The 19024-nt window shown below is 72.4% G+C and carries 18 protein-coding genes and 1 tRNA gene; 9 read left to right on the forward strand and 10 right to left on the reverse strand.

The features are described 5' to 3' along the window. Nucleotides 1–80: 80 nt before the first annotated feature. Genes FHS13_RS11785 through FHS13_RS11800 form a run of 4 tightly spaced genes read left to right on the forward strand, consistent with a single transcriptional unit; the run spans nucleotide 81 to nucleotide 4232 of the window. The gene (locus tag FHS13_RS11785) at nucleotides 81–803 is read left to right on the forward strand and encodes a M48 family metallopeptidase (RefSeq protein WP_184291644.1); all 723 of its coding nucleotides are present in this window, start codon (nucleotides 81–83) and stop codon (nucleotides 801–803) included. A 45-nt stretch (nucleotides 804–848) separates the two neighbouring features. After that, nucleotides 849–2096: a CPBP family intramembrane glutamic endopeptidase gene (locus FHS13_RS21730; RefSeq protein WP_343064995.1), complete on the forward strand. Its 1248-nt coding sequence runs from the start codon at nucleotides 849–851 to the stop codon at nucleotides 2094–2096. A gap of 60 nt (nucleotides 2097–2156) precedes the next feature. Beyond that, nucleotides 2157–2951 carry an alpha/beta hydrolase family protein gene (locus FHS13_RS11795; protein ID WP_184291458.1) on the forward strand — a complete coding sequence of 265 codons (795 nt, stop codon included), beginning with the start codon at nucleotides 2157–2159 and terminating at the stop codon, nucleotides 2949–2951. A 42-nt stretch (nucleotides 2952–2993) separates the two neighbouring features. Further along, a complete protein-coding gene (locus FHS13_RS11800) occupies nucleotides 2994–4232 on the forward strand; it encodes an MFS transporter (protein WP_184291460.1) in 1239 nt (412 codons plus the stop codon). Here the strand turns inward: FHS13_RS11800 and FHS13_RS11805 are convergent. The 4 genes from FHS13_RS11805 to FHS13_RS11820 form a co-directional block, all read right to left on the reverse strand. Next, a complete protein-coding gene (locus tag FHS13_RS11805) occupies nucleotides 4219–5190 on the reverse strand; it encodes a coiled-coil domain-containing protein (RefSeq protein WP_184291462.1) in 972 nt (323 codons plus the stop codon). The genes FHS13_RS11800 and FHS13_RS11805 overlap by 14 nt on opposite strands. A gap of 223 nt (nucleotides 5191–5413) precedes the next feature. Then, the gene (gene def, locus FHS13_RS11810) at nucleotides 5414–5968 is read right to left on the reverse strand and encodes a peptide deformylase (protein WP_184291464.1); all 555 of its coding nucleotides are present in this window, start codon (nucleotides 5966–5968) and stop codon (nucleotides 5414–5416) included. Between the two features lie 87 nt (nucleotides 5969–6055). After that, complete coding sequence (locus FHS13_RS11815; protein WP_184291465.1) at nucleotides 6056–6868, reverse strand: nucleotidyltransferase domain-containing protein; 813 nt, start codon at nucleotides 6866–6868, stop codon at nucleotides 6056–6058. 558 nt (nucleotides 6869–7426) lie between these two features. Further along, a complete protein-coding gene (locus tag FHS13_RS11820; RefSeq protein WP_184291467.1) occupies nucleotides 7427–7627 on the reverse strand; it encodes a hypothetical protein in 201 nt (66 codons plus the stop codon). Between FHS13_RS11820 and FHS13_RS11825 the strand changes: the two genes are divergently transcribed. Both FHS13_RS11825 and FHS13_RS11830 read left to right on the forward strand, forming a co-directional pair. After that, complete coding sequence (locus FHS13_RS11825) at nucleotides 7626–8303, forward strand: sirohydrochlorin chelatase (RefSeq protein ID WP_184291469.1); 678 nt, start codon at nucleotides 7626–7628, stop codon at nucleotides 8301–8303. The genes FHS13_RS11820 and FHS13_RS11825 overlap by 2 nt on opposite strands. A gap of 178 nt (nucleotides 8304–8481) precedes the next feature. Then, nucleotides 8482–9411, forward strand: coding sequence for an aminoglycoside phosphotransferase family protein (locus tag FHS13_RS11830; RefSeq protein WP_184291471.1), 930 nt, complete (start codon nucleotides 8482–8484; stop codon nucleotides 9409–9411). Nucleotides 9412–9415: 4 nt separating this feature from the next. On the opposite strand, the gene FHS13_RS11835 is transcribed toward FHS13_RS11830, so the two are convergent. Both FHS13_RS11835 and FHS13_RS11840 read right to left on the reverse strand, forming a co-directional pair. Beyond that, a complete protein-coding gene (locus FHS13_RS11835) occupies nucleotides 9416–10111 on the reverse strand; it encodes a response regulator (RefSeq protein WP_184291473.1) in 696 nt (231 codons plus the stop codon). Then, a complete protein-coding gene (locus tag FHS13_RS11840) occupies nucleotides 10092–12713 on the reverse strand; it encodes an ATP-binding protein (RefSeq protein ID WP_184291475.1) in 2622 nt (873 codons plus the stop codon). The genes FHS13_RS11835 and FHS13_RS11840 overlap by 20 nt, the downstream gene beginning before the upstream one ends. Before the next feature lie 443 nt (nucleotides 12714–13156). Between FHS13_RS11840 and FHS13_RS11845 the strand changes: the two genes are divergently transcribed. Continuing rightward, a complete protein-coding gene (locus FHS13_RS11845) occupies nucleotides 13157–13711 on the forward strand; it encodes an ATP-binding protein (protein WP_184291477.1) in 555 nt (184 codons plus the stop codon). A 108-nt stretch (nucleotides 13712–13819) separates the two neighbouring features. On the opposite strand, the gene FHS13_RS11850 is transcribed toward FHS13_RS11845, so the two are convergent. The 3 genes from FHS13_RS11850 to FHS13_RS11860 form a co-directional block, all read right to left on the reverse strand. After that, nucleotides 13820–14464, reverse strand: a complete 645-nt coding sequence (locus FHS13_RS11850; protein ID WP_184291479.1) for a LuxR C-terminal-related transcriptional regulator — start codon at nucleotides 14462–14464, stop codon at nucleotides 13820–13822. Then, nucleotides 14452–15657 (reverse strand): sensor histidine kinase, encoded by a 1206-nt coding sequence (locus tag FHS13_RS11855; RefSeq protein ID WP_184291481.1) that lies wholly within the window; start codon nucleotides 15655–15657, stop codon nucleotides 14452–14454. Before FHS13_RS11855 ends, FHS13_RS11850 begins: the two co-directional genes overlap by 13 nt. 106 nt (nucleotides 15658–15763) lie before the next feature. Then, complete coding sequence (locus FHS13_RS11860) at nucleotides 15764–16273, reverse strand: LURP-one-related/scramblase family protein (RefSeq protein WP_184291483.1); 510 nt, start codon at nucleotides 16271–16273, stop codon at nucleotides 15764–15766. 287 nt (nucleotides 16274–16560) lie between these two features. Here FHS13_RS11860 and FHS13_RS11865 point away from each other — a divergent pair, with 287 nt between their 5' ends. Both FHS13_RS11865 and FHS13_RS11870 read left to right on the forward strand, forming a co-directional pair. Further along, on the forward strand, nucleotides 16561–17286 hold the full coding sequence (locus FHS13_RS11865; protein ID WP_184291485.1) for an exonuclease domain-containing protein: 726 nt from the start codon (nucleotides 16561–16563) through the stop codon (nucleotides 17284–17286). A 378-nt stretch (nucleotides 17287–17664) separates the two neighbouring features. Beyond that, the gene (locus tag FHS13_RS11870; protein ID WP_221442742.1) at nucleotides 17665–18723 is read left to right on the forward strand and encodes an IS110 family RNA-guided transposase; all 1059 of its coding nucleotides are present in this window, start codon (nucleotides 17665–17667) and stop codon (nucleotides 18721–18723) included. A 209-nt stretch (nucleotides 18724–18932) separates the two neighbouring features. Here FHS13_RS11870 and FHS13_RS11875 read toward each other — a convergent pair. Next, nucleotides 18933–19004 (reverse strand) — tRNA-Arg (locus FHS13_RS11875). Nucleotides 19005–19024 lie beyond the last annotated feature (20 nt).

A 19024-nucleotide genomic window follows, 5' to 3' on the forward strand; every position in this document is an offset into this window, starting at 1 on the left:
TGGGAGCAGGCTTCCGGCAGTGGGGCGACCCCGGTCTGCGCCGGTCCCTGCGCCACCCCCGGGAAGCCTCTCTGCTGGCCATGTGCGTGGGGGTGACCCTCTTCACCGTGGCGGGCGCCCTCAGCCGCGCCTACGCGGGGGACCCCAACGAACCGCTGCTGCTGCTGAGCATCCCCGTGCTGGTGTACTTCGTGCGGGGGCAGATGTACGCGCGCCAGCGGGTCAACGGGGTGCGGATCACCGAGCGGCAGTTCCCCGAGGCGCACCGGATGGTGGCCGAGGCGGCGGCCGCGTTCGGCATGAAACGGGTTCCGGAGGCGTACGTCGTGCTGGGCAACGGCGTGATCAACGCGTTCGCCTCCGGACACGGGTTCCGCCGGTACGTGGCCGTCAACAGCGATCTGTTCGAGGTGGGCGGGAGACTGGCGGACCCCGACGCGCTCCGTTTCGTCATCGGCCACGAGGTGGGGCACATCGCGGCCGGGCACACCTCGTTCTGGCGCCAGTTCGGCATCTCCGTGGCCAACGTGATCCCGGGGGTGGGCAGCACGCTGAGCCGGGCCCAGGAGTACACGGCCGACAACCACGCCTACAAGTTCTGCCCCGAGGGGGTGCAGGGGCTGCGGGTCCTGGCCGCGGGCAAGTACCTGTACCAGGCGGTCGACTTCCAGGACATCGCCGACCGGGCGGCGACCGACACGGGGTTCTTCGTACTGCTGGTCAACCTGCTCTCCAGCCACCCGGTCAACACGTTCAGGTTCGCCGCTCTGTCGGACCGGAGCAGGCCGGGCCGGATCCTGTGAACAAGGCGTGCACCGCAACCTGTTTCCGCCCTCTACTATTGCCCCGTGCCATGGTCCGATTCCCTCCCTCAGTTCAGTCTCGCCGGGACCCTGCTGACGGTCCTGCTGCTCTTCTTCGCGGCCTTCGGCGAGCCCTTCCTCGGCAGGAAGGCGTTCGCGTGGCTGTCGCGGCGGCGTGACAGGGACGCGCTCGCCCTCGTCCGCGTGCACGCCGCCACGATGGGCGTGCACGTCCTGTGGGGCGTGCTGTTCCTGGCCGTGCTGCTGCTCTCCCCGGGACTGGACGCCGCCGACCTCGGCCTGCGGCTCCCCGACTCCCTGGGACCGGTCGTCGGCGGAGCCCTGGGCGGCCTGATCGCCCTGGGCGGCCTGTGGCTGTTCCTCAACGGACTCCCCGCCCGGGTCCGCTCCGCGCTTCCGGCCAAGGGCCGGCGGAGCAGGCGCCGCCGCGCCCCCGCTCCCGCCAGGAACCTGCCCGAGCCCGAGCGCGACCGGTGGCTGCTCGTCCCCTGGACGAGGAACGAGCGCCTCGCGGCCGCGGGTGCGGCCGTCACCGGAGGCGTGTTCACGGAAATGGTCTACCGCGGCCTGTTCATCGTCCTGGTGGCGAGCATGGGCGTCCCGCTGTGGATCGCCGGGGTGCTCTCGGTGGCGCTGTTCTCCGTCGCCTACCTCTACCAGGGCTGGTGGGGGCTGGTCAGCGCGGGGGCCTCGGGCACGCTGTTCACGGTCCTGTACCTGGGCACCGGCAGCCTGTGGGTGCCGATCGCGGTGCACGTCGCCCTCAACCTGCGCTCGATCGCCTTCCCCCCGGCCTCCCTGAGGGAGGGGCCGTACGAGGACGACCACGAGGACCCGTACGAGAGCGAGTACGAGGACCGGTCCGACGGCGAGGGCCCCGGCGGCGGGGCCGGAGAGGCCCCGCAGGCCCCGGCCGCCACAGCGCAGTCCGCCGTCCCCACCGCTCCGGCCCCGCAGGCCCCGGCCGCCACCGCGCAGTTCGCCGCTCCCGTGGCTCCCGGGCCGCAGGCTCCGCGGCACGGGGGACCGCGGCCGCAGGGCGGCACCCCGCCGCAGGGGATGCCGCCGCAGGATGCTCGGCCCCCGGGGACGCCCCCCTACGGCACGCCTTCGCCGGGCACGCCCGGGTACGGATCCCCGCGGCAGGGCACTCCGCCCCGGGGCACGCCCCCGTGGGGAGCTCCTCCGCCCGGCGCGCCGCCCCGGGACGCGGGGCGCAGCGGCGACCTCCTCGGGGAGTGGCCTCAGCGCCCGCAGGGACCGGGCGCCTGAGCCGGCGGTGACCTCCGGGCCGGTTCCCGGTGTCCCGAGGCGGTGAGGCACGATGGTGGGATGTCCGACGCTCTCGACTTCCCGATCACCCGCAGTCGCCGCTACTGGCTGACCACCGCCGACGGCGTCGGGATCGACTCCCAGCTGCTGACCGGTCCTGTTCCGCGCACCACCGCGGTGGTGCTCGCCAACGGGTTCACCGGCACCTATCGCAGCCCTCACACGCGTGCGCTCGCCGAGGCGATGCTCCAGGTCGGCGACGTCATGACCTTCGACTTCCGCGGGCACCACGGCTCCGGGGGCCGCAGCACGGTCGGCAACGCCGAGATCCACGACCTGGAGGCGGTCATGGTGCGGCTGCGGGAGCTGGGCTACACCTCGGTGGCCACGGTCGGGTTCTCCATGGGGGCGGCGGTCGTCGTGCGGCACGCGGCCGTCTACGGAGGGGTCGCCGCCGCGGTCGCCGTCAGCGGTCCCAGCCGCTGGTACTACAGGGGCACCCGGAGGATGCGCCTGCTCCACCTCGGTGTCGAGCGGGGGCTGGGCCGCTTCTTCCTGCGCAGTTTCCGCAAGGTCCGCGTCATCGACCGCGAGTGGGAGACCAGACCGGCCGAGCCCCGGGAGGTGGCGGGGAAGATCTCTCCGGCACCGCTGCTGGTGGTACACGGTGACGCCGACCCCTACTTCCCCGTCTCCCACGCGCTCGACGTCCACGGTGCGGCCGAGGAACCCAAGGACCTGTGGATCATCCCCGGCATGGGCCACGCCGAGCGCGCGGTGACCCCGGAACTCTCCCTCCGCCTGCGTGAATGGCTGCGTGAACACCTGCCCGAGGAGCAGGCGGAGGAGAACTGAACCTGTGTCGCGGGCCCTTTCCTTCTCGACTACAAAGAGAGGATGACCCGATCACCTGTGTCGAGGAAAAAGGTGGAAACAGCACTGCCCGGCCTGCGGGGACGCGGCTTCGCCCTGCTCATCGCCGCGACCGCCATCAGCCTCTGCGGCTTCACCGCCGCACTGCCCCTGGTCCCCTTGTGGGCGGCCAGGGGAGGGGTGGGCGAGTTCGGGGCGGGCGGCACCACCGCCGCCTTCATGCTCACCACGGTGATCACCCAGCTCGCCATGCCCTGGCTGCTGGAGCGCGGCGGCTACCGCTGGGCCTTTCCCGTCGGTTCACTGATCATGGGCCTGCCCGCGCCGCTGTTCGCCCTGACCGCGGACCTCGGCGTCCTCGTCACCGTCTCGGCGGTGCGGGGCGTCGGCTTCGGAATGGTGACCGTCGCCGGCACGGTCCTGGCGGCCCGGCTCGTCCCGCAGGACCAGGTCGGCCGGGCCACCGGCTACTACGGGCTCGCCGTCGGCCTGCCCCAGGTCGTCATCCTCCCCGGAGGCGTGGCCCTCGCCCTGAGCATCGGCTTCGAGACCACCTTCTGGCTCACCGGGCTGTGCTCGGTGGCGGGGGCGGCCCTGTCCGCGTGCATCTGGTACGCCGACGGCGGGCGCAACCGCCCGGCGATGCGCTCCGACCCCGCGCACAGGAGCGCTCCGGTCCGCACCTCCCCGGCGGCGCTGGCGGTCCCCCTGGTGCTCATGCTGGTGACCGCGGCGACCGCGAGCGGGATCGTCACCTTCCTGGCGATCCCGTTCGAGCGGACCGCGTGGCTGGCCGGCGGCGCCCTGGCCGCCTACGCGGCGGCGGTCGTGATCGGCCGCTGGAGCGCAGGGACGCTCCACGACCGCCACCGCCGCACCCTGCTCCTCCTGCCGGGCACCGCGGCCGCCGTTCTCGGCGCGGCCCTGGCCACCGTCGCCCTGTGGTCCGTCCCGGGTCCGGGGGCACAGCCCGGGGCGGGAACGGCGCTGCTGGTGGTGGCGGGCGCCTTCCTGTTCGGCCTGGGCTTCGGCGCGGTCCAGAACGAGACCGTCACCCTCATGCTGAACCGCACCGGCCCCGCCGGTTACGGCAGGGCCAGTGCGGTCTGGAACATCGGCTACGACGCGGGCACGGGTGCGGGGGCGATCCTCCTGGGCCTGCTCATCCAGCTGCTCGGCTACGGCCCCGCCTTCGCGGTCACCGCCCTCGTCCTGGCGGCGGCCCTGCCCCTGGCCCTGGGGCGGAAGGTCAGAACGACGTGATGTGCACGTGGTCGTAGTGGTTCTGGGTGGGGCTGCCGCGGTCTTCCATCCACTTCCACTGGCGGTTGGCCGTGTGCCAGATCTGCTGTTCCCAGATGACGTACTCCACGCCCAGGCGGTCGGCGTTGTCGATGGCGTACTGGGCGATCTGGGTGCCCCACGCCTGGTTGTCCGCCGTCGGGTAGCCCCCGCCCGTGCTCACCATGAAGTCGCACGCCCGACCCTCGCCGTGGTCGTCCGCGGTGCCGCGCCAGCAGCCCACCGAGTAGGGGACGCCGACCGACCTGATGATCTCGTCGCGGATCGCCGCCATGCGGGGCGTGGTCTGCGACCAGCCGCCGCCGACCGCGCTGTCGGGGATGGCGCCGGTCCCCTGTGTCTCGGGAACCTGCTCCTCCTCGTACTTCCGGATCTTCTCCTCGATCTCCTCGCGCTTGCCCTCCAGCTCGTCGATGAGCTCCTCGGCGTCCTGCAACTCCGTGTTGAGCTCGTCCGCGACCAGCTCGGCCTCGTCCCGTATCTCGATGAGGTCCGCGATCTCCTCGGACTGGCTCTGCCCCAGGTAGCTCAGGACGGCCGCGTCGCTGTACACCGACTCCGGCTCACTGGAGAAGATCACCGAGAAGGCCGGGTCGAGGCCGCTGCTGTTCTTGTACTGGGTGGCCGCGATGGTGGACACGCCCGACCGTGAGGCCTCCAGCTCCTCCTCGATCTCCTGGAGGTCCTCCTCGGCCTTCTCGACACGTGTCTTGATCTCCTCGAACTGGAGCAGCTCGCCGTTGTAGCTCTCCTCGAGCTCCTCGGCCCGCTGCGTCAGCTCGTCGATGTCGACCTCGTCGTCACCGGGTTCGGCCTGCGCCGTGCCCGGGAGGCCGACGGCCACGGCCGTGACCGCGGCGGAGAGGGCGAGGACGGCGCGCCTGCCGCGCCGGCGGCTGGGATGAGGAGAGGGTGTCATGTCTGCTCCGTGAACGGTCTGGGCGCATCCGACGCGCGACAGCGAGGAGGATGTCGCGGCGGAGGGATGCTCAGCAGACCCTATGAGGTCGTGGCGTTGCGTGCCTGGTGCGTTGACTCACGTGACTCTGGGGGGTCGAGCGGGGACGTGTCCGAAGATACCGGTAGCCGGTGACCGGACGGGCCCGCGCCTGCCCGTGGGACGCCCTGCTCGCGGCAGCGGTTCAGCCCGCGCCGCCGAAGGCGCTGGGCAGCTGGACGCCGGCGGGGCTCGGCGGCTCGGCGGGCATGAACCAGTCGGACCGGCGGATCTCGCGCAGTGCCTGCTTGCGCGCCTCCGGTTCGATGCGGTCGATGTAGAGCACGCCGTCCAGGTGCTCGGTCTCGTGCTGGAGGGCGCGTGCCATGAGGCCGCTGCCCCGCAGGGTGACGGGCTCGTTGCGCAGGTCCACGCCGGTGACGACGGCGTGCATGGCCCGCCGGGTGGGGTACCAGAGGCCGGGAATGGACAGGCAGCCCTCGTCGCCGTCCTGCACCTCCTCGGACAGCTCCGCGATCTCGGGGTTGATCACGTAGCCGATGCGCCCTTCGACGTTGTAGCTGAACACACGCAGCCCCACCCCGATCTGGGTGGCGGCGACGCCGGCCCGGCCGGGGGCGTCCACCGTGTCCAGCAGGTCCTGGACCAGGGATGCGGTGTGCTTGTCGAACTTGGTGACGGGTGTGGTCGCGGTGACGAGTACAGGGTCGCCGAAGCGGACGATGGGACGCATGGTCATGCACCAAAGATTAGTCCGGTCCCGTCCGTGCGAGGACGGAGATCCGCAGAAGCCCTTCCGCCCCGGCGAACCGGTGCTCCCGTTTCCTCAGAGGGCGAGACCGGGGCGCAGGGCGTCGTCCAGGACCATCTCGATGTAGTCCAGGGCGGCCCGGCGCCGGGCCAGGGCGCTCTCGTACAGGGAGGGGCTGCCGAAGCCGCGCCGGACCCGCAGGCACTCGTTGACGACTCGCTGCCACTTCTCCGGAAAGGCGTGCAGCGCGTAGGCGCCGGCACCCGACTTGGAGGTGATCTCACCCGTCTTGAGGGTGAAGTGGAGGCGGCTCACGCTCAGCACGCTCCAGGAGGGGGCGAGGGATCCGAGGACGGCCAGCCCGCGCGGCGTGACCAGGCGTCCGGCCTTCTCCCGCCAGCGCCGCCACTGCTCGTCCAAGGACCCGAGCGACCAGGCGCGCAGGCTCTCGCGCTCGTCCCACACGTCGAGCTCGAGCCGGTGCGGACCGCGTACGGTCACGCCCCGCTCGGCGAGCACGTGCCAGGTGACGGGGTTGACATCGCTGTCGGCCCGGTCGCGGAACCGGCCGCCGATGACGGAGGCGACAGGACCGCAGGCGGCCGGGTCGCGGGTGAGGTCCTCCCACGTGACGTGGATGCCGTTGAACTGGAGGCCGGCGGCGTCGTTGCGCGTGAGCGCGTGCGCGCGCCGGAGCAGTTCGAGCTCGGTGGGGCCCGGCCGGGCCGAGGTGACGACGACGAAGTCGACGTCGCTGGTGTGGGGGCGGAAGTCGCCGAGAGCGACCGAACCGGTCAGGTAGAGACCCTCGACCAGGCCCGGGGCCTCCCGGTCGGCGTGCGTGAGAAAGGTCCGCGCGATCGTCCGCACCCGAGGGTGGACGGCCATGCTCACTCCAGTCTGGACGGTCGGTTTCCGGCAACCCCATTACCCACATGCGAGCGATGTAGTCGGGAGTTCATGTGGCTGAAGAGCGCTGCTGGGGCCGGAGGGCCTGTAGTGGAGTGCTCCTCTCCGCGATCCAGTGTGGGCGGGTCCGGAAGCGATCGCAAGTGGCGGCACCGAACCCGCACCCTGTCCCCCCACGTCAGGTGGTGTGCGGCTATGCCGGAAAGGGGAGGTGTGCACCCTTGACAAGAAGGAGGATCAGGCGCTAAGGGATCGGGTCCGCAGGAGAAGGGCCGAGGTCCTCCGGTCGGACGGGGGTCGGACCGGGAGGGACAATTTCTCGCGCACATTCGCAAGCACGTGCATCGGCACCGTGCGGATGCATGGGACGTGTTTTCCCGGGATTTCTCTGGAGAAGTTCTGTGGGCATTTTTCCCGACTTGTGAGGCTCTCGTCGGCCGATCTGCCGCCGGCGCCCTCTCCGAGCCCCTCCGTGTCCGGTTGAGCGACCCTTGGGGTTTCGATGCAGGTCAGGAGGCGTCGGGTGTCGTATGAGGTCTATACCACTGTCGAGAAGGTGGACTTACTCATTTTTTTCGGCGATTGTTGTGGTTCACCAGGGCCGGTTCTGGTGATAACCAAGACAGCCATTATCTGCTGTTTTCCTCCGCGTAACACAGGGGCATCCTCCGGAAACCGATCCACTGCAGCCTCGACAAGCAGCAGCAGATATACAGAGAAGACGAAGGAGCCGTTCATGGTCCCGACGATGGTCCTCTTGGCCGACGACTCCCGCGACGCGCAGCGGCGAGAGGCCCTGTGCGGTCTCGCGGAAGCGGTGGCCGAGCGGGGCGAGGCGCCTGTGGCGACAGCCTTCGGCAGCCCGGAGGAGGTCGCCGGTGCCCTCCGCTCCGTCCGCGGGCCCAAGGTCGTCGTCCCCGCGTTCGTCGCGGGCGGCGACGTCGCCAGCGCCCGGCTGCTCTCCCGGCTCGACCTCCGCAGTCTGGGGGACTCCTGCCGTACCCCGCCCCTCGGCGCGGTTCCGTCCATCGTCGCCGACCTGGCCGGACGCCTCTCCGACGCGGGCTGGAGCCGCGACGACGGCGTGGTCCTGGCTGCCGACGGCACCACCGGCACGGAGGAGCGCCAGGTGGTCATGGACGTGGCGCGCATGCTCAGCCGCCGCCTGGGCTCACCGGTCCAGGTCGGCTACCTGCGCACCTGGGCACCCTCGGTGGTCGACGCCGTCGACCGCCTGCGGCGCAACGGCCGCGAGAACGTCGCCGTCGCCGCCTGGCGGCTCGTCGACGGCCCCGACCTCGACCTGCTGCGCAGGCTCGACGCCACGGCCATCACCTCCCCCCTGTGGCCCTCCGAACTGGTCGTGGACACACTTCTGGCCCAGCACCGGGCCGCCAAGGGCCGCCTCGTGTGAGCCCGGTCCGCGGGCCCTGCGGGGCCCGCACCGGCACGGTCCGTTACCCGGGTCGCCGGAACGGGTATGTGCTCCACGGGCGGGAACTCCCCGCACCCACGACGAGGCACGCTCCGCTCCGCCCCCGTGCGCGGGACCGCCCCGCGGCACCGACGTGAGCGGATCCGAAGGTGGACCTATGAACGACCTCACAGCAAGGTTCGTCGACGACCGGCAGCGTCGGCGCCTGGAACGGCGCTTCGGCAGCCACGTGGGGGAGTGGCTGGCCGACCTGCCCGCGGTCCTGGACGAACTCGCCTCCCAGTGGCGGCTGAGGCTGGAGGGTCCCGCCCCGCACGGGCGCACGTCCGTGGTCATCGAGGTCACCCGCGCCGATGGCCGGAGGGGGGTCGTCAAGCTCTCCCCGGACAGCGGCCTGGCCGTCTCCGAGGCCAACCTGCTCATGATGTGGTCCTCCTCCCGGAGGGTGCCCGAGGTGTGGGACGTCAGCGTGCCCCGCGGCGCGATCCTGATGGAGTTCATCGAGGGCGACACCGTCGCGGCCCGGGGCGAGGTGCCGCCGATGGAGACCATCGGCTCCCTCATCGCCGAGCTGCACGGGACCGAGGTGCCGCGGGCCCAGCTCCTGGAGCTGCCGCCCCTGGCCTCGCGCGTGCAGTTCGTCTTCGACCTGTGGGGCCGCGAGCACAGCGAGGGCCGGGCCGCCGAGATGATCCCCGCCGCGGTGATGCACCGCGGCTTCACCCGGGCCAGGGAGCTCTCGGACAGCGAGGTCGACGCTGTGCCCGTCCACGGGGACCTCCACCCCGGCAACGTGCTCGACGGCGGTCCCCGCGGCCTGGTCGTCATCGACCCGCGCGCCTGCCTGGGCGACGGCGCCGTCGACGCGGTGGACTGGGCCCTGTGGAAGGCCACCACCCGCGAGGAGGTGGAGGAGCGCGTCGACACGCTCTCCCGCGTCATGGGGGTCGACGGCGGCCGCATGATGGACTGGGTCCGCGCCTTCGCCCCCTGCATGGCCGTCGCCAAGGCCAACCGCGGTCAGGAGAACAGCGAGGAGTTCGACCTCCTGATGGAGCTCTCCGGAGGGGCCTACGCAGGCCGCTGAGGCTTCAGTCCCCGCGCGGTGACAGCGCGGCGTTCTCGAACCGGTAGCCCCGGCCCGCCTCCGTGATCAGGTAGCGCGGACAGGCCGGGTCCGGTTCGAGCTTGCGGCGCAGCTGCGCCATGTACACCCGCAGGTAGTTGGTCTCGCTCTGATAGGCGGGGCCCCACACGTCGTGCAGGAGCCGCCGCTGGCTGACCAGCTGTCCGGCGTTGCGTGCCAGGATCTCCAGGATGTGCCACTCGGTGGGGGTGAGGCGCACCTCCCCGCCGTCGCGCAGGACCCGCTTGGCTCCCAGGTCCACGGTGAAGCAGGAGGTGCGTACCACCGGGGCCTCCTCGCTGCGCACCGACCGGCGCTCGGCCGCACGCATCCGCGCCAGCAGCTCGTCCATCCCGAACGGCTTGGTCACGTAGTCGTCGGCCCCCGAGTCCAGGCAGCGCACCTTCTCCCCCGAGGAATGGCGGGCCGACAGCACGATGATCGGTACCTGGGACCAGCCGCGCAGCCTCTGGATGACCTCCAGCCCCTCCATGTCGGGCAGGCCGAGGTCGAGCAGGACCACGTCGGGGGAGTGCTCCGCCGCCGACCTCAGCGCCGACGCGCCGTCGGCGGCGGTGTCCACGTCGTGTCCCCGCGCCCGCAGATTGATCTGCATCGCCCGGATGATCTGCATGTCGTCGTCAACGACCAGGACCCGCACCGGCCCTCCTTCCCTCGGTCCCGACCCCGGTCACCGCGTCCTCCGTGCGGACGCCTTCCGCGGCCCGGAACGTGAACACCATCGTCAGTCCGCCGCCCGGGGTGTCCTCGGGGTCGAGCGTGGCGTGCATGGCCTCGACGAAACCGCGCGCCACCGCCAGGCCCAGCCCCACCCCGGTCCCCTGAGGGGCATCGCCCAGCCTCTGGAACGCCTCGAACATGCGCTGCTTGCCCTCGTCGGAGACCCCCGGACCCCGGTCCACCACGCGCAGCTGGACGCTGTCGCCGTGCGCGCTCGCCGCCACCAGTACGGGAACACGCGGATCGGGGTTGTGGCGGACCGCGTTGGAGACCACGTTGGCCACCGCCCTCTCCAGGAGGCCGGCGTCGGCCGGGACCCGGGGCAGGCCGTCGGGCACGTCCACGGTGACCGCTCCGCCCGGCAGACCCAGCAGGGCCAGCGGGACGACCTCCTCCAGACCGACCGGTGCCAGCTTGGGCCGCACGCTGTCGGTGTGCACCCGGCTCATGTCCAGCAGGTTGTCGATCAGCCGGTTCAACCGGTCGGTGGACACCTCGACCGTCTCCAGCAGAGCCTCGCGGTCCTCCTCGCTCAAGGCGATGTCGGTGGCCCGCAGGCTCGACATGCTCGCCTTGATCGAGGTGAGCGGCGTGCGCAGGTCGTGGGAGACCGCGGCCAGCAGCGCCGTGCGGATCCGGTTGCCCGCGGCCTGGCGGCGCGCCTCGGCCGCGTCCCACTCCAGCCTCTGGTGCTCCAGGGCGATACCGATGTGCGCGGCGAAGGCCCGCAGCACCCCCTGGTCGGCGGCGGGCAGGACCCGGCCGCGCAGGGCGAGCGCCAGCCTGTCGGAGATGGAGACGAGGACGTCGGCCTCCTCGGGGGAGTCCGCCGCCGGGCTGCCCACGCTGTACACCGCGCGCCACCGGTCACCGTCCAGGCACCCGCTCCCCTCGGGCGCCCCGGCCGGGGAACCGTCCTCGCCCGGCTCGCCCGCCAGCTCCAGCAGAGTCGCCGAACGCTGGCCGAAGGTTTCCCGGATCCGCCGCAGCAGGGCCTGCAGCGGTTCGTTCCCCGCCAGGACGCTGCCCGCCAGCAGGGTCACCGCGTCGGCCTCGGCACGCGCCCTGGCCGCCTGCGCCGATCGATGGGCCGCCGTCTCCACCACCATCGCCACCAGTGCCCCCACGAGGGTGAAGGCGACGAGGGCGAGGGCGTTGTCCAGGGACACGGCGGGGCGCCCGTGCAGGGGCGACAGCAGGAGCGTGAGCAGGAGGGCGCTCCACAGCGCCGACACCAGGGCGGGCCGCAGACCGCCGACCGCCGCCGTGGACACGGTGGTCAGCAGCAGGAGCATCGCGTCCGACGCGGGCCCCGTGTCCGCGAACGGGGGCAGCGCCAGAACCAGCGACACCAGCGTCGGTGCGGGCAGGGCCAGCAGCCATCCCGCCAGCCGGCGGTGGCCGCCCAGGCCCCGGACCTGGGGCGGCAGGGGCCAGCGGCCGCTGCCCACCTCCTCGTGGGTGACGATGTGCACGTCGATGTCGCCGGACTCGCGGGCCACGATCGTGCCGACCCCCGGACCGAACATGTACTGCCAGGCCCTGCGGCGGGAGGAGCCCAGCACGATCTGGGTGGCGTGCACGCCCCGCGCGAACTCCAGCAGCCCTGTGGGGACGTCGCTGCCGACCACCTGGTGGTAGGTGCCGCCCAGCTCGGCGAGCAGTCTGCGCTGGCGCAGCAGGTCACCGCCGGGCGTCTGCGCGATGCCGCCCGGAGGGACGACGTGCACGGCCATGAGGTGGCTGGGCTGCGGGCGGCCTCCGCGCGAACGCGCCGCGACGCGGGCGGCCCGGCGGATCAGCGTCTCCCCCTCGGGTCCTCCGGTGAGCGCCACCACCACCCGCTCGCGCGCCTCCCAGGTGCGCCGGATCTCGTGCTCGCCCCGGTAGCGGGCCAGGCTCTCCTCGACCCGGTCGGCGGTCCACAGCAGCGCCAGCTCGCGCAGCGCCGCGAGGTTGCCCTCCCGGTAGTAGTCGGCGAGCGCGGCGTCGACATGCGTGTGGATGTCGCCGCGCGCCATGCGGCGGCGCAGCTCCTGGGGGGTGGTGTCCACGAGTTCGATCTCGGCGGCGCGCCGCACCACGTGGTCGGGCACGGTCCGGCGGGGCCGCACCCCGGTGATCTGGTGCACGACGTCGTTGAGGGACTCCAGGTGGTGGATGCCCACCGTGGACAGCACGTCGATGCCCGCCTCCAGCAGCTCCTCGACGTCCTGCCGGCGGTACTCGTTGGGGGAGCCGTGCGGGTTGGCCAGGGCGAGGTCGTCGACCACGGCCAGGCGGGGCGACCGGGCGAGCACGGCGGCCGTGTCCACCGAGCCCGACGGGTGGAGGGGAATCTCCTCCAGCCCTTCGAGCAGCGCCGACGTGCGCTCGCGGTGGCGCGTGTGGGCCGCAGCCACGACCACGTCGACGCCCTCGTCCGCCCGCCGGCGGGCCTCGGCCAGGGCGCTGTGCGTCGTGCCGGCCCCGGGGGCCGACCCCAGGTAGATGCGCAGTCTTCCTCGTCCCACGGCGTCCATTGTCGCGCCTGCGGGAGGTGCGGGGCGCAGGCGTCCCCGGGCGGCCCGCCCCTTCTGCCCGCCAGGTCCCTTCCGCGGGGTCCGGCGCGAACCGGCCGCGTCACCCGCACGCGACCGCGCCGGCGCTCATGCCTGCGCGTCGGGGACGAGCTCGCCCCGGTAGGGGCAGCAGGCGGTCCGACAGCCGCAGGCCCAGGGCGCCGGCCGTCGGCGACCGGACAGCCGCGGAGGCAGCCGCGGCCCAGACCCTGGCCGCGGTAGGCCGAGGAGCCCGGGAAGAGGGGTGGTGCGCCACACCCGCACCCACTGTCCCGGGGAAGCCCGATCGCGTATGGTCGTGTACCGGTCCCGCCATCCCTCCCCCTCGTGGCGCCGGACGCTCCCGCAGCAGACCCTCCCCCGGTTCGCCTGCCCACTGAACCGCCCCGCCGAAGGAGTTCCCCATGCCCTCACTCGTCTCCGTGCCCACCCTTGCCACGGCCGAGGACAGCGTCCTCGCGGGTGTCCCGGACGAGTACCGGCACTACTTCAACGGACGCCCCCCGGTCCCGTTCACGAAGCGCCACTGGGAGTTTCCGGGTGAGCCCGCCGCCGTGCCGCTCGCCCGCGCCTTCCTCGACACCTGCGCCGCCGCCCGGGACGGGGAGTACCGCTACGTGTTCGCCCTGATGGGCACCGAACTGGCCACCAACGCCATCAAGCACAGCCGTTCGGGAGAGGAGGGGCAGACCTTCGTGCTGCGGGTGACGCGCACCCCCAACGGCATGACACTGGTGTGCCGCGACAACGGGATCCCCACCAGGGCCGCGGCCGGGGAGGGCGGCCCGCTGACCGCGGTGCCCGCCACCGGCGACCGGCTGACCGCCGAGAGCGGGCGCGGCCTGGCCCTGGTGGACAGCTTCGCCAGCTCCTGGGGGGACAACGGCCACCCCAGTATCCGCAAGGTGTGGTTCCACCTGGCCTTCGACATGACGGGCAGCTCCTGGCCGGCCGCCTGAACGCGCTCCCCGTGCCCGGCCCGGGACCGTGCCGGCGGCAGGCGTTCCGGGTCCCGCGTGCGGCCCGGACCGCCGCCCCGGGGCCGGCCCGAGCGGGCGGGGCCGCGCTCACCTGCTGTCGAGGTAGGCGAGCACCGCGCGGACCCGCCGGTGCCCGGGGTCGGCGGGAAACAGCCCCAGCTTGGCGAAGATGTTGCCCACGTGCTTGTGCACCGCGTTCTCGGTGACCACCAGCCGGCCGGCGATCTCCCCGTTGCCCAGCCCCTCCGCCATCAGCGCCAGCACCTCCGTCTCGCGCGGGGTCAGCGAGTCCAGGGGGTCGCCCGCCCTGGGGGCCAGGAGCTGGTGGACCACCTCCGGGTCCATCACCGTGCCGCCCTCCGCCACCCGGCGCAGCGCGTCCACGAACTCGCCCACCCGGGCCACCCGGTCCTTGAGCAGGTATCCCACCCCGCCCCGGCCGTCGGCCAGCAGCTCACCCGCGTACTCGCGCTCCACGTACTGCGACAGCACCAGCACCGGAAGCGCCTCGTGCGTGCGCCTGGCCTCGATGGCCGCGCGGATGCCCTCGTCGCGGAACCCCGGAGGCAGCCGCACGTCCACGACCGCCAGATCGGGCCGGTGCCGCGCCACCGCCGAGGCGAAGGCCGGGGCGTCCGCCGCGATCTCGACCACCTCGAACCCCTGCGTGGACAGGAGCAGCTCCAGTCCCGCCGACAGCAGGACGTTGTCCTCCGCGATCACGACCCGCACGGCAGCTCCACCTCCAGCACCGTAGGGCCGCCCGCAGGGCTGTCCACCCGTACCGAGCCGTCCAGGGCGGCCACCCGCCGACGGATCCCCTGCACCCCCGTTCCCCGCTCCTCGTCCACCCCGCCGCGGCCGTCGTCGCGCACCGACACCCGCAGCACACCGTCCTCCCGCAGCAGGCGCACGCCGATCTCCCGCGCCCCCGAGTGGCGGACCGCGTTCGTGACCGCCTCCGTGACGACGAAGTACGCGGCGGTCTCCACGGGGACGGGCAGAGTGCCCAGGTCCCCGGTGTCCATCCGCGTGGGGATGCCCGTGCGGGCGGCCAGGGCGTCCAGCGCACCGGACAGCCCGCGGTCGGCCAGGACCGGCGGGTAGATACCGCGCATCACCTGGCGCAGCTCGGCCATCGCCTCCTCCGCCCCCTCGTGGGCCTGGTCGAGGAGCCGGGCCGCGCGGGGATCGTCCTTCAGGGCCTCCTTGGCCACCCCCAGCTGGAGGGCGATCGCCACCAGCCGCGCCTGGGTGCCGTCGTGCAGGTCGCGCTCGATGCGGCGCAGCTCGGCGCCGTGCGCGTCGACGACCCCGGCCCGGGTCCGGCTCAGCTCGTCCACCCGCGCGGCGAGCACCTCGGCCCGGGAGGGGGCCAGCCGGCGCAGCGCCAGCCGGGCGTGGGTGCGGGCCACGGGCACGACCGCCCAGCGCAGCAGCGCCAGGCCGGCGGCCGCCTCGGCGGAGAAGGCGACCAGGGCGGGGGCCCAGCCGTCCACCGGCATCCCGAGGAAGCTCTCCTCGAAGGGCAGCGCCCACCACAGGAGAAACAGCAGGGCGTCCACCGGCATCACGGCCGCGGCCGTGCCCGCGAGACCGAGGGCGGTACCGAGAAGGGCCTCCTGGGCCGCCCACCGCAGCAGGCGGCGGGCGGACGGCGCCCGCCGCAGCTCGCGCGGACCGCTCGGGGGCGGCGGCGCCTCCTCGGGAGCGGGCGCGCCCAGGAAGCCGGCCGCCCGCGCCCGGTACGACTCCGCCCACCGGTGCAGGAGGAGGAACCAGCCGGACGACAACCGCGCCCCGCCCAGCAGCGACAGGAGCACCGCCACCGCTGTCAGCGGCAGCGCCACCATCGCCGCCATCCCCGTGACCAGGGCCACCACCAGGTGGCCGACGGCCCGCAGGACCGCTCTCCAGACCTTCATCTCCGACTGCCTCCAGCCCGCGCCTCTTCGGTCCCCGACAGTCTGGGGCATACGGGTCCGGGCGGTCACTACAGCCGGCTACCGGAAACGGGCCGCCGCGCCCGTGTCAGTCCTCCTCGCCGTCGTCGTCGCGGGTGAGGGAGTCCACCGCCACCGCGACGCTGATGACCAGTGCGACGTCGCCGCCGATGTCGTCGCGGTGGGTGTTGACGTCCACGGCGTAGGTGTCGCGGATCCGGAACCACGTCCGGGACACGTGCGCGACGGTGCCGTGCTCGTCGCTGATCACGTACTCCTTGCCGAGGAAGTCCCCTGTGACCTCCCAGTCCGGCGCCCCCTCCACCTCGACCACGAGCTTGTCGCGCAGGGGGTTGACCAGGCGCTTGCGCACCGTGGCGACCGTCTGCCCGTCGCGCTCGACGCGCATCTGGTCGCGCACCTTGAACAGCTTGCGGCGAATGGTGGTGAGGAGGTTGCCCTCGGTGTCCTTGAGTTCGAAGGTCGTGCGGATGCGCAGGGCCTTGCCGTCCACGAGGAACACCTTGCGGTCGTCCTCGTCGGTCACCCAGTAGTCGTCACCGATGTCGAAGACGCGTTCGCGTACCAGGAATTTCATGGAACCAACCTAAGCCCTGTTTTTTGGACGCTCTCGCCGTATCGGCGGAGCCGATCCTCCGGCGAACGGTCGGCCAGGTGTTCCCTGGCAAGGCGGAGAGCGCAGCTCAGCCCGGTGGGCTTGGCAAGCTCTCCGGCGCGGCAAGGGGGCGCCTGGCGGCCGTGCAGCCCGAGATGATCCGAAAAACAGGGCCTGGAGGCCGCGACACCGGGCGCACCAGGCCGTGTGTGCGGCGGGCTGTCACAGGTACAGGGCACGATAGGAGGGCACCGAACGGAAGGGCACACATGAGCTGGCACACCCGGCCGATGGCCGCACTGGACTTCGAGTCCACGGGACTGGACGTCACCGCCGACCGGATCGTCACCGCCGCCCTGTGGCGGATCGACCCGGCCGCGCGCACGAAGGACGTCCGGACCTGGATGGCCGACCCCGGGATCGAGATCCCCGCAGAGGCGACCGCCATCCACGGTGTCACCACCGAGCAGGCGCGCGGCTCCGGCCGCCCCGCGGCGGAGGTCGTGGCGGAGATCGCCGCGGCCCTGGAGAAGGTCTCCGCCGACGGCCTGCCCGTGGTGGTCTACAACGCCCCCTACGACCTCGGCCTGCTCTGCGCGGAACTGGACCGCCACGGCCTCCCCGCCGGCTTCGTCGAAGGCCTGCGCGTCATCGACCCCCTGGTGCTGGACAAGCGGGTCGACCCCTACCGGCGCGGCGGGCGCAAGCTCACCGACGTGTGCGCCCTCCACGGTGTGCCCCTCGACCAGGAACAGGCCCACGGAGCGTCCGCCGACGCCCTGGCCGCCGCCCGGCTGGCCTGGAAGTTGGCCGCCGCCCACGAGGAGCTCACCGCCCTGGACCTGGACGACCTGCACGCCGCCCAGGTGCGCTGGAAGGCCGAGCAGGCCGCCTCCTTCCAGGCCTACCTGCGGCGCAAGGACCCCGAGGCGGTCGTCGACGGCAGCTGGCCCGTCGCCCTCTCCCCGCGCCCGTCGGACACGGCGCGGCAGTGACCTGCCCTTCCGGCTCCGCCCCGTTCCCCGTGATCTTGTCCCTGGAGCCGATCTCACCCCGTCTCGCTGCCGTCCTGTAGCCGGCCGAAGTGACCGCAGATACAAGATCTACTGGTCCACCATGGTGGTGTCAGGGAGGGTTTCGACGGGAGCTCTCCCCGATCGCGACGCTGGGGTGACTCCTACAAGATCTGTCCGAGATGGCTTTCTCGTGACGTGTCCACCAGCGCTCGCACACCAGGGCCCTGCCTGTGGGAGTGACCTAATAGAAGCCTGTGCATCCCATAACTCACAGTAGATCTGTCCCCCACGGCAGAGCCCTGGCAGCAGTCCCGTCCCTCCACCAAAAGACAAGGACAGGACACCACCATGGTGACAGTGGGCATCGATCCGCACAAGCAGATGCACCTGGCCGTCGCACTGGCCGACAACGGCACCCGGCTGGGCCGGCCCCTGAAAGTCCCCACCGGCCCTGAGGCCCTGGAACGGCTGCTGGCCTGGATCCGGCCCCTGGCCCAGGGCCGGCCGGTGCTGTGGGCCATCGAGGGCGGCCCCGGCCTGGGCCGGGCAGTGGCCGATGCGCTGCTGCTGCACGGCCAGCAAGTGGTGTGGGTCCCGGTGCGGGCCATGGCCGCCCAGCGCCGTATCACCGCCACCCGGGGAGCCAAGTCCGACGTGATCGATGCGGTGGCGGTGGCGCGCGCGGCCATGGCCGACCCCCACCTGGCCCGCCACCGCATCGACCCCCGGGTGCGGCAGATACGGCTGCTGGTGGACCTGCGCGCCGACCTGGTCGAGCGGCGGGTGGCGGTGGCCAACCGGCTGGCCACGATGGTGCATGTGGAGCTCGAGCATGCCCCTGGCGGGCTGTCGAGCGGGGCGGCGCTGGCGCGGGTGCGCCAGGTGGTGGCCGCGGCAGCGGTGGAGGAGACGGTGCGGTGGGTGCTGCTGGCCCTGGTCGGTGAGCTGGAGGGGTTGCTGGCGCGGATCCGGGAGGTGGAGCGGCGGCTGCGGGAGCTGGTGGAGCCGGTGGCGCCGCACCTACTGGCCATTGCCGGGGTGGGGGTGGTTTCGGCGGCGGTGCTGCTGTCGCAGGTGGGGGATGTGGAGCGGTTCGCGTCCTCGGCGAAGCTGGCCCGCTATGCGGGGTGCGCGCCGATTCCGGTGTTTTCGGCTGATCGGGAGCGGCACCGGTTGCATCGGGGTGGCAATCGGCAGGTGAACCGGGTGTTGCACACGGTGGCGATGGTGCAGGCGCAAAGGTTCGGGCCGGCGCGGGAGTATGTGGCGGCGCGGGTGGAGGCCAAGGGCAAGCGGGGAGCGCAGCGGGCGTTGAAGCGTCATCTGGTGGATGTGGTGTATCGGGCGATGGTGGCTGACCGGCAGCAATGGCGGGCTGAAGAAGCCTTGCAAGAGGCCTGTCAGCCCGCCGCTTGACATAGAAGCGTCACGAGAAGACACGACAGGGCGGGTGCTCCGAGGATCTCGGGGCACCCGCCCTTTCTGTGTTTCGGTGTCCTGACCACAGCCCGACCACAGAGGTCCGGGAAAGGTGGTGCCGGATGACGAGGGCTGACACACGAAAGGCGCCCCGTAGGACGCCGTATCGCCTGGTCAGCGCCGTGATGGTGCTGGTCCGGTGTGTGTGCCCCCTGCAGGATTCGAACCTGCGCACACGGCTCCGGAGGCCGTTGCTCTATCCCCTGAGCTAAGGGGGCTGGCTTGCGAGAACAACTGT

It is taken from the genome of Nocardiopsis algeriensis (assembly GCF_014203695.1).
Taxonomy (GTDB): domain Bacteria; phylum Actinomycetota; class Actinomycetes; order Streptosporangiales; family Streptosporangiaceae; genus Nocardiopsis; species Nocardiopsis algeriensis.

What these genes read in the sequence shown, in the direction of transcription:
- FHS13_RS11785 (WP_184291644.1), top strand. Translation starts at nt 81, where the DNA reads ATGTGCGTGGGGGTGACCCTCTTCACCGTGGCGGGCGCCCTCAGCCGC.
- FHS13_RS11795 (WP_184291458.1), top strand. Translation starts at nt 2,157, where the DNA reads ATGTCCGACGCTCTCGACTTCCCGATCACCCGCAGTCGCCGCTACTGG.
- FHS13_RS11800 (WP_184291460.1), top strand. Translation starts at nt 2,994, where the DNA reads ATGACCCGATCACCTGTGTCGAGGAAAAAGGTGGAAACAGCACTGCCC.
- FHS13_RS11805 (WP_184291462.1), bottom strand. Translation starts at nt 5,190, where the DNA reads ATGACACCCTCTCCTCATCCCAGCCGCCGGCGCGGCAGGCGCGCCGTC.
- def (WP_184291464.1), bottom strand. Translation starts at nt 5,968, where the DNA reads ATGACCATGCGTCCCATCGTCCGCTTCGGCGACCCTGTACTCGTCACC.
- FHS13_RS11815 (WP_184291465.1), bottom strand. Translation starts at nt 6,868, where the DNA reads ATGGCCGTCCACCCTCGGGTGCGGACGATCGCGCGGACCTTTCTCACG.
- FHS13_RS11825 (WP_184291469.1), top strand. Translation starts at nt 7,626, where the DNA reads ATGGTCCCGACGATGGTCCTCTTGGCCGACGACTCCCGCGACGCGCAG.
- FHS13_RS11820 (WP_184291467.1), bottom strand. Translation starts at nt 7,627, where the DNA reads ATGAACGGCTCCTTCGTCTTCTCTGTATATCTGCTGCTGCTTGTCGAG.
- FHS13_RS11830 (WP_184291471.1), top strand. Translation starts at nt 8,482, where the DNA reads ATGAACGACCTCACAGCAAGGTTCGTCGACGACCGGCAGCGTCGGCGC.
- FHS13_RS11840 (WP_184291475.1), bottom strand. Translation starts at nt 12,713, where the DNA reads ATGGACGCCGTGGGACGAGGAAGACTGCGCATCTACCTGGGGTCGGCC.
- FHS13_RS11845 (WP_184291477.1), top strand. Translation starts at nt 13,157, where the DNA reads ATGCCCTCACTCGTCTCCGTGCCCACCCTTGCCACGGCCGAGGACAGC.
- FHS13_RS11855 (WP_184291481.1), bottom strand. Translation starts at nt 15,657, where the DNA reads ATGAAGGTCTGGAGAGCGGTCCTGCGGGCCGTCGGCCACCTGGTGGTG.
- FHS13_RS11860 (WP_184291483.1), bottom strand. Translation starts at nt 16,273, where the DNA reads ATGAAATTCCTGGTACGCGAACGCGTCTTCGACATCGGTGACGACTAC.
- FHS13_RS11865 (WP_184291485.1), top strand. Translation starts at nt 16,561, where the DNA reads ATGAGCTGGCACACCCGGCCGATGGCCGCACTGGACTTCGAGTCCACG.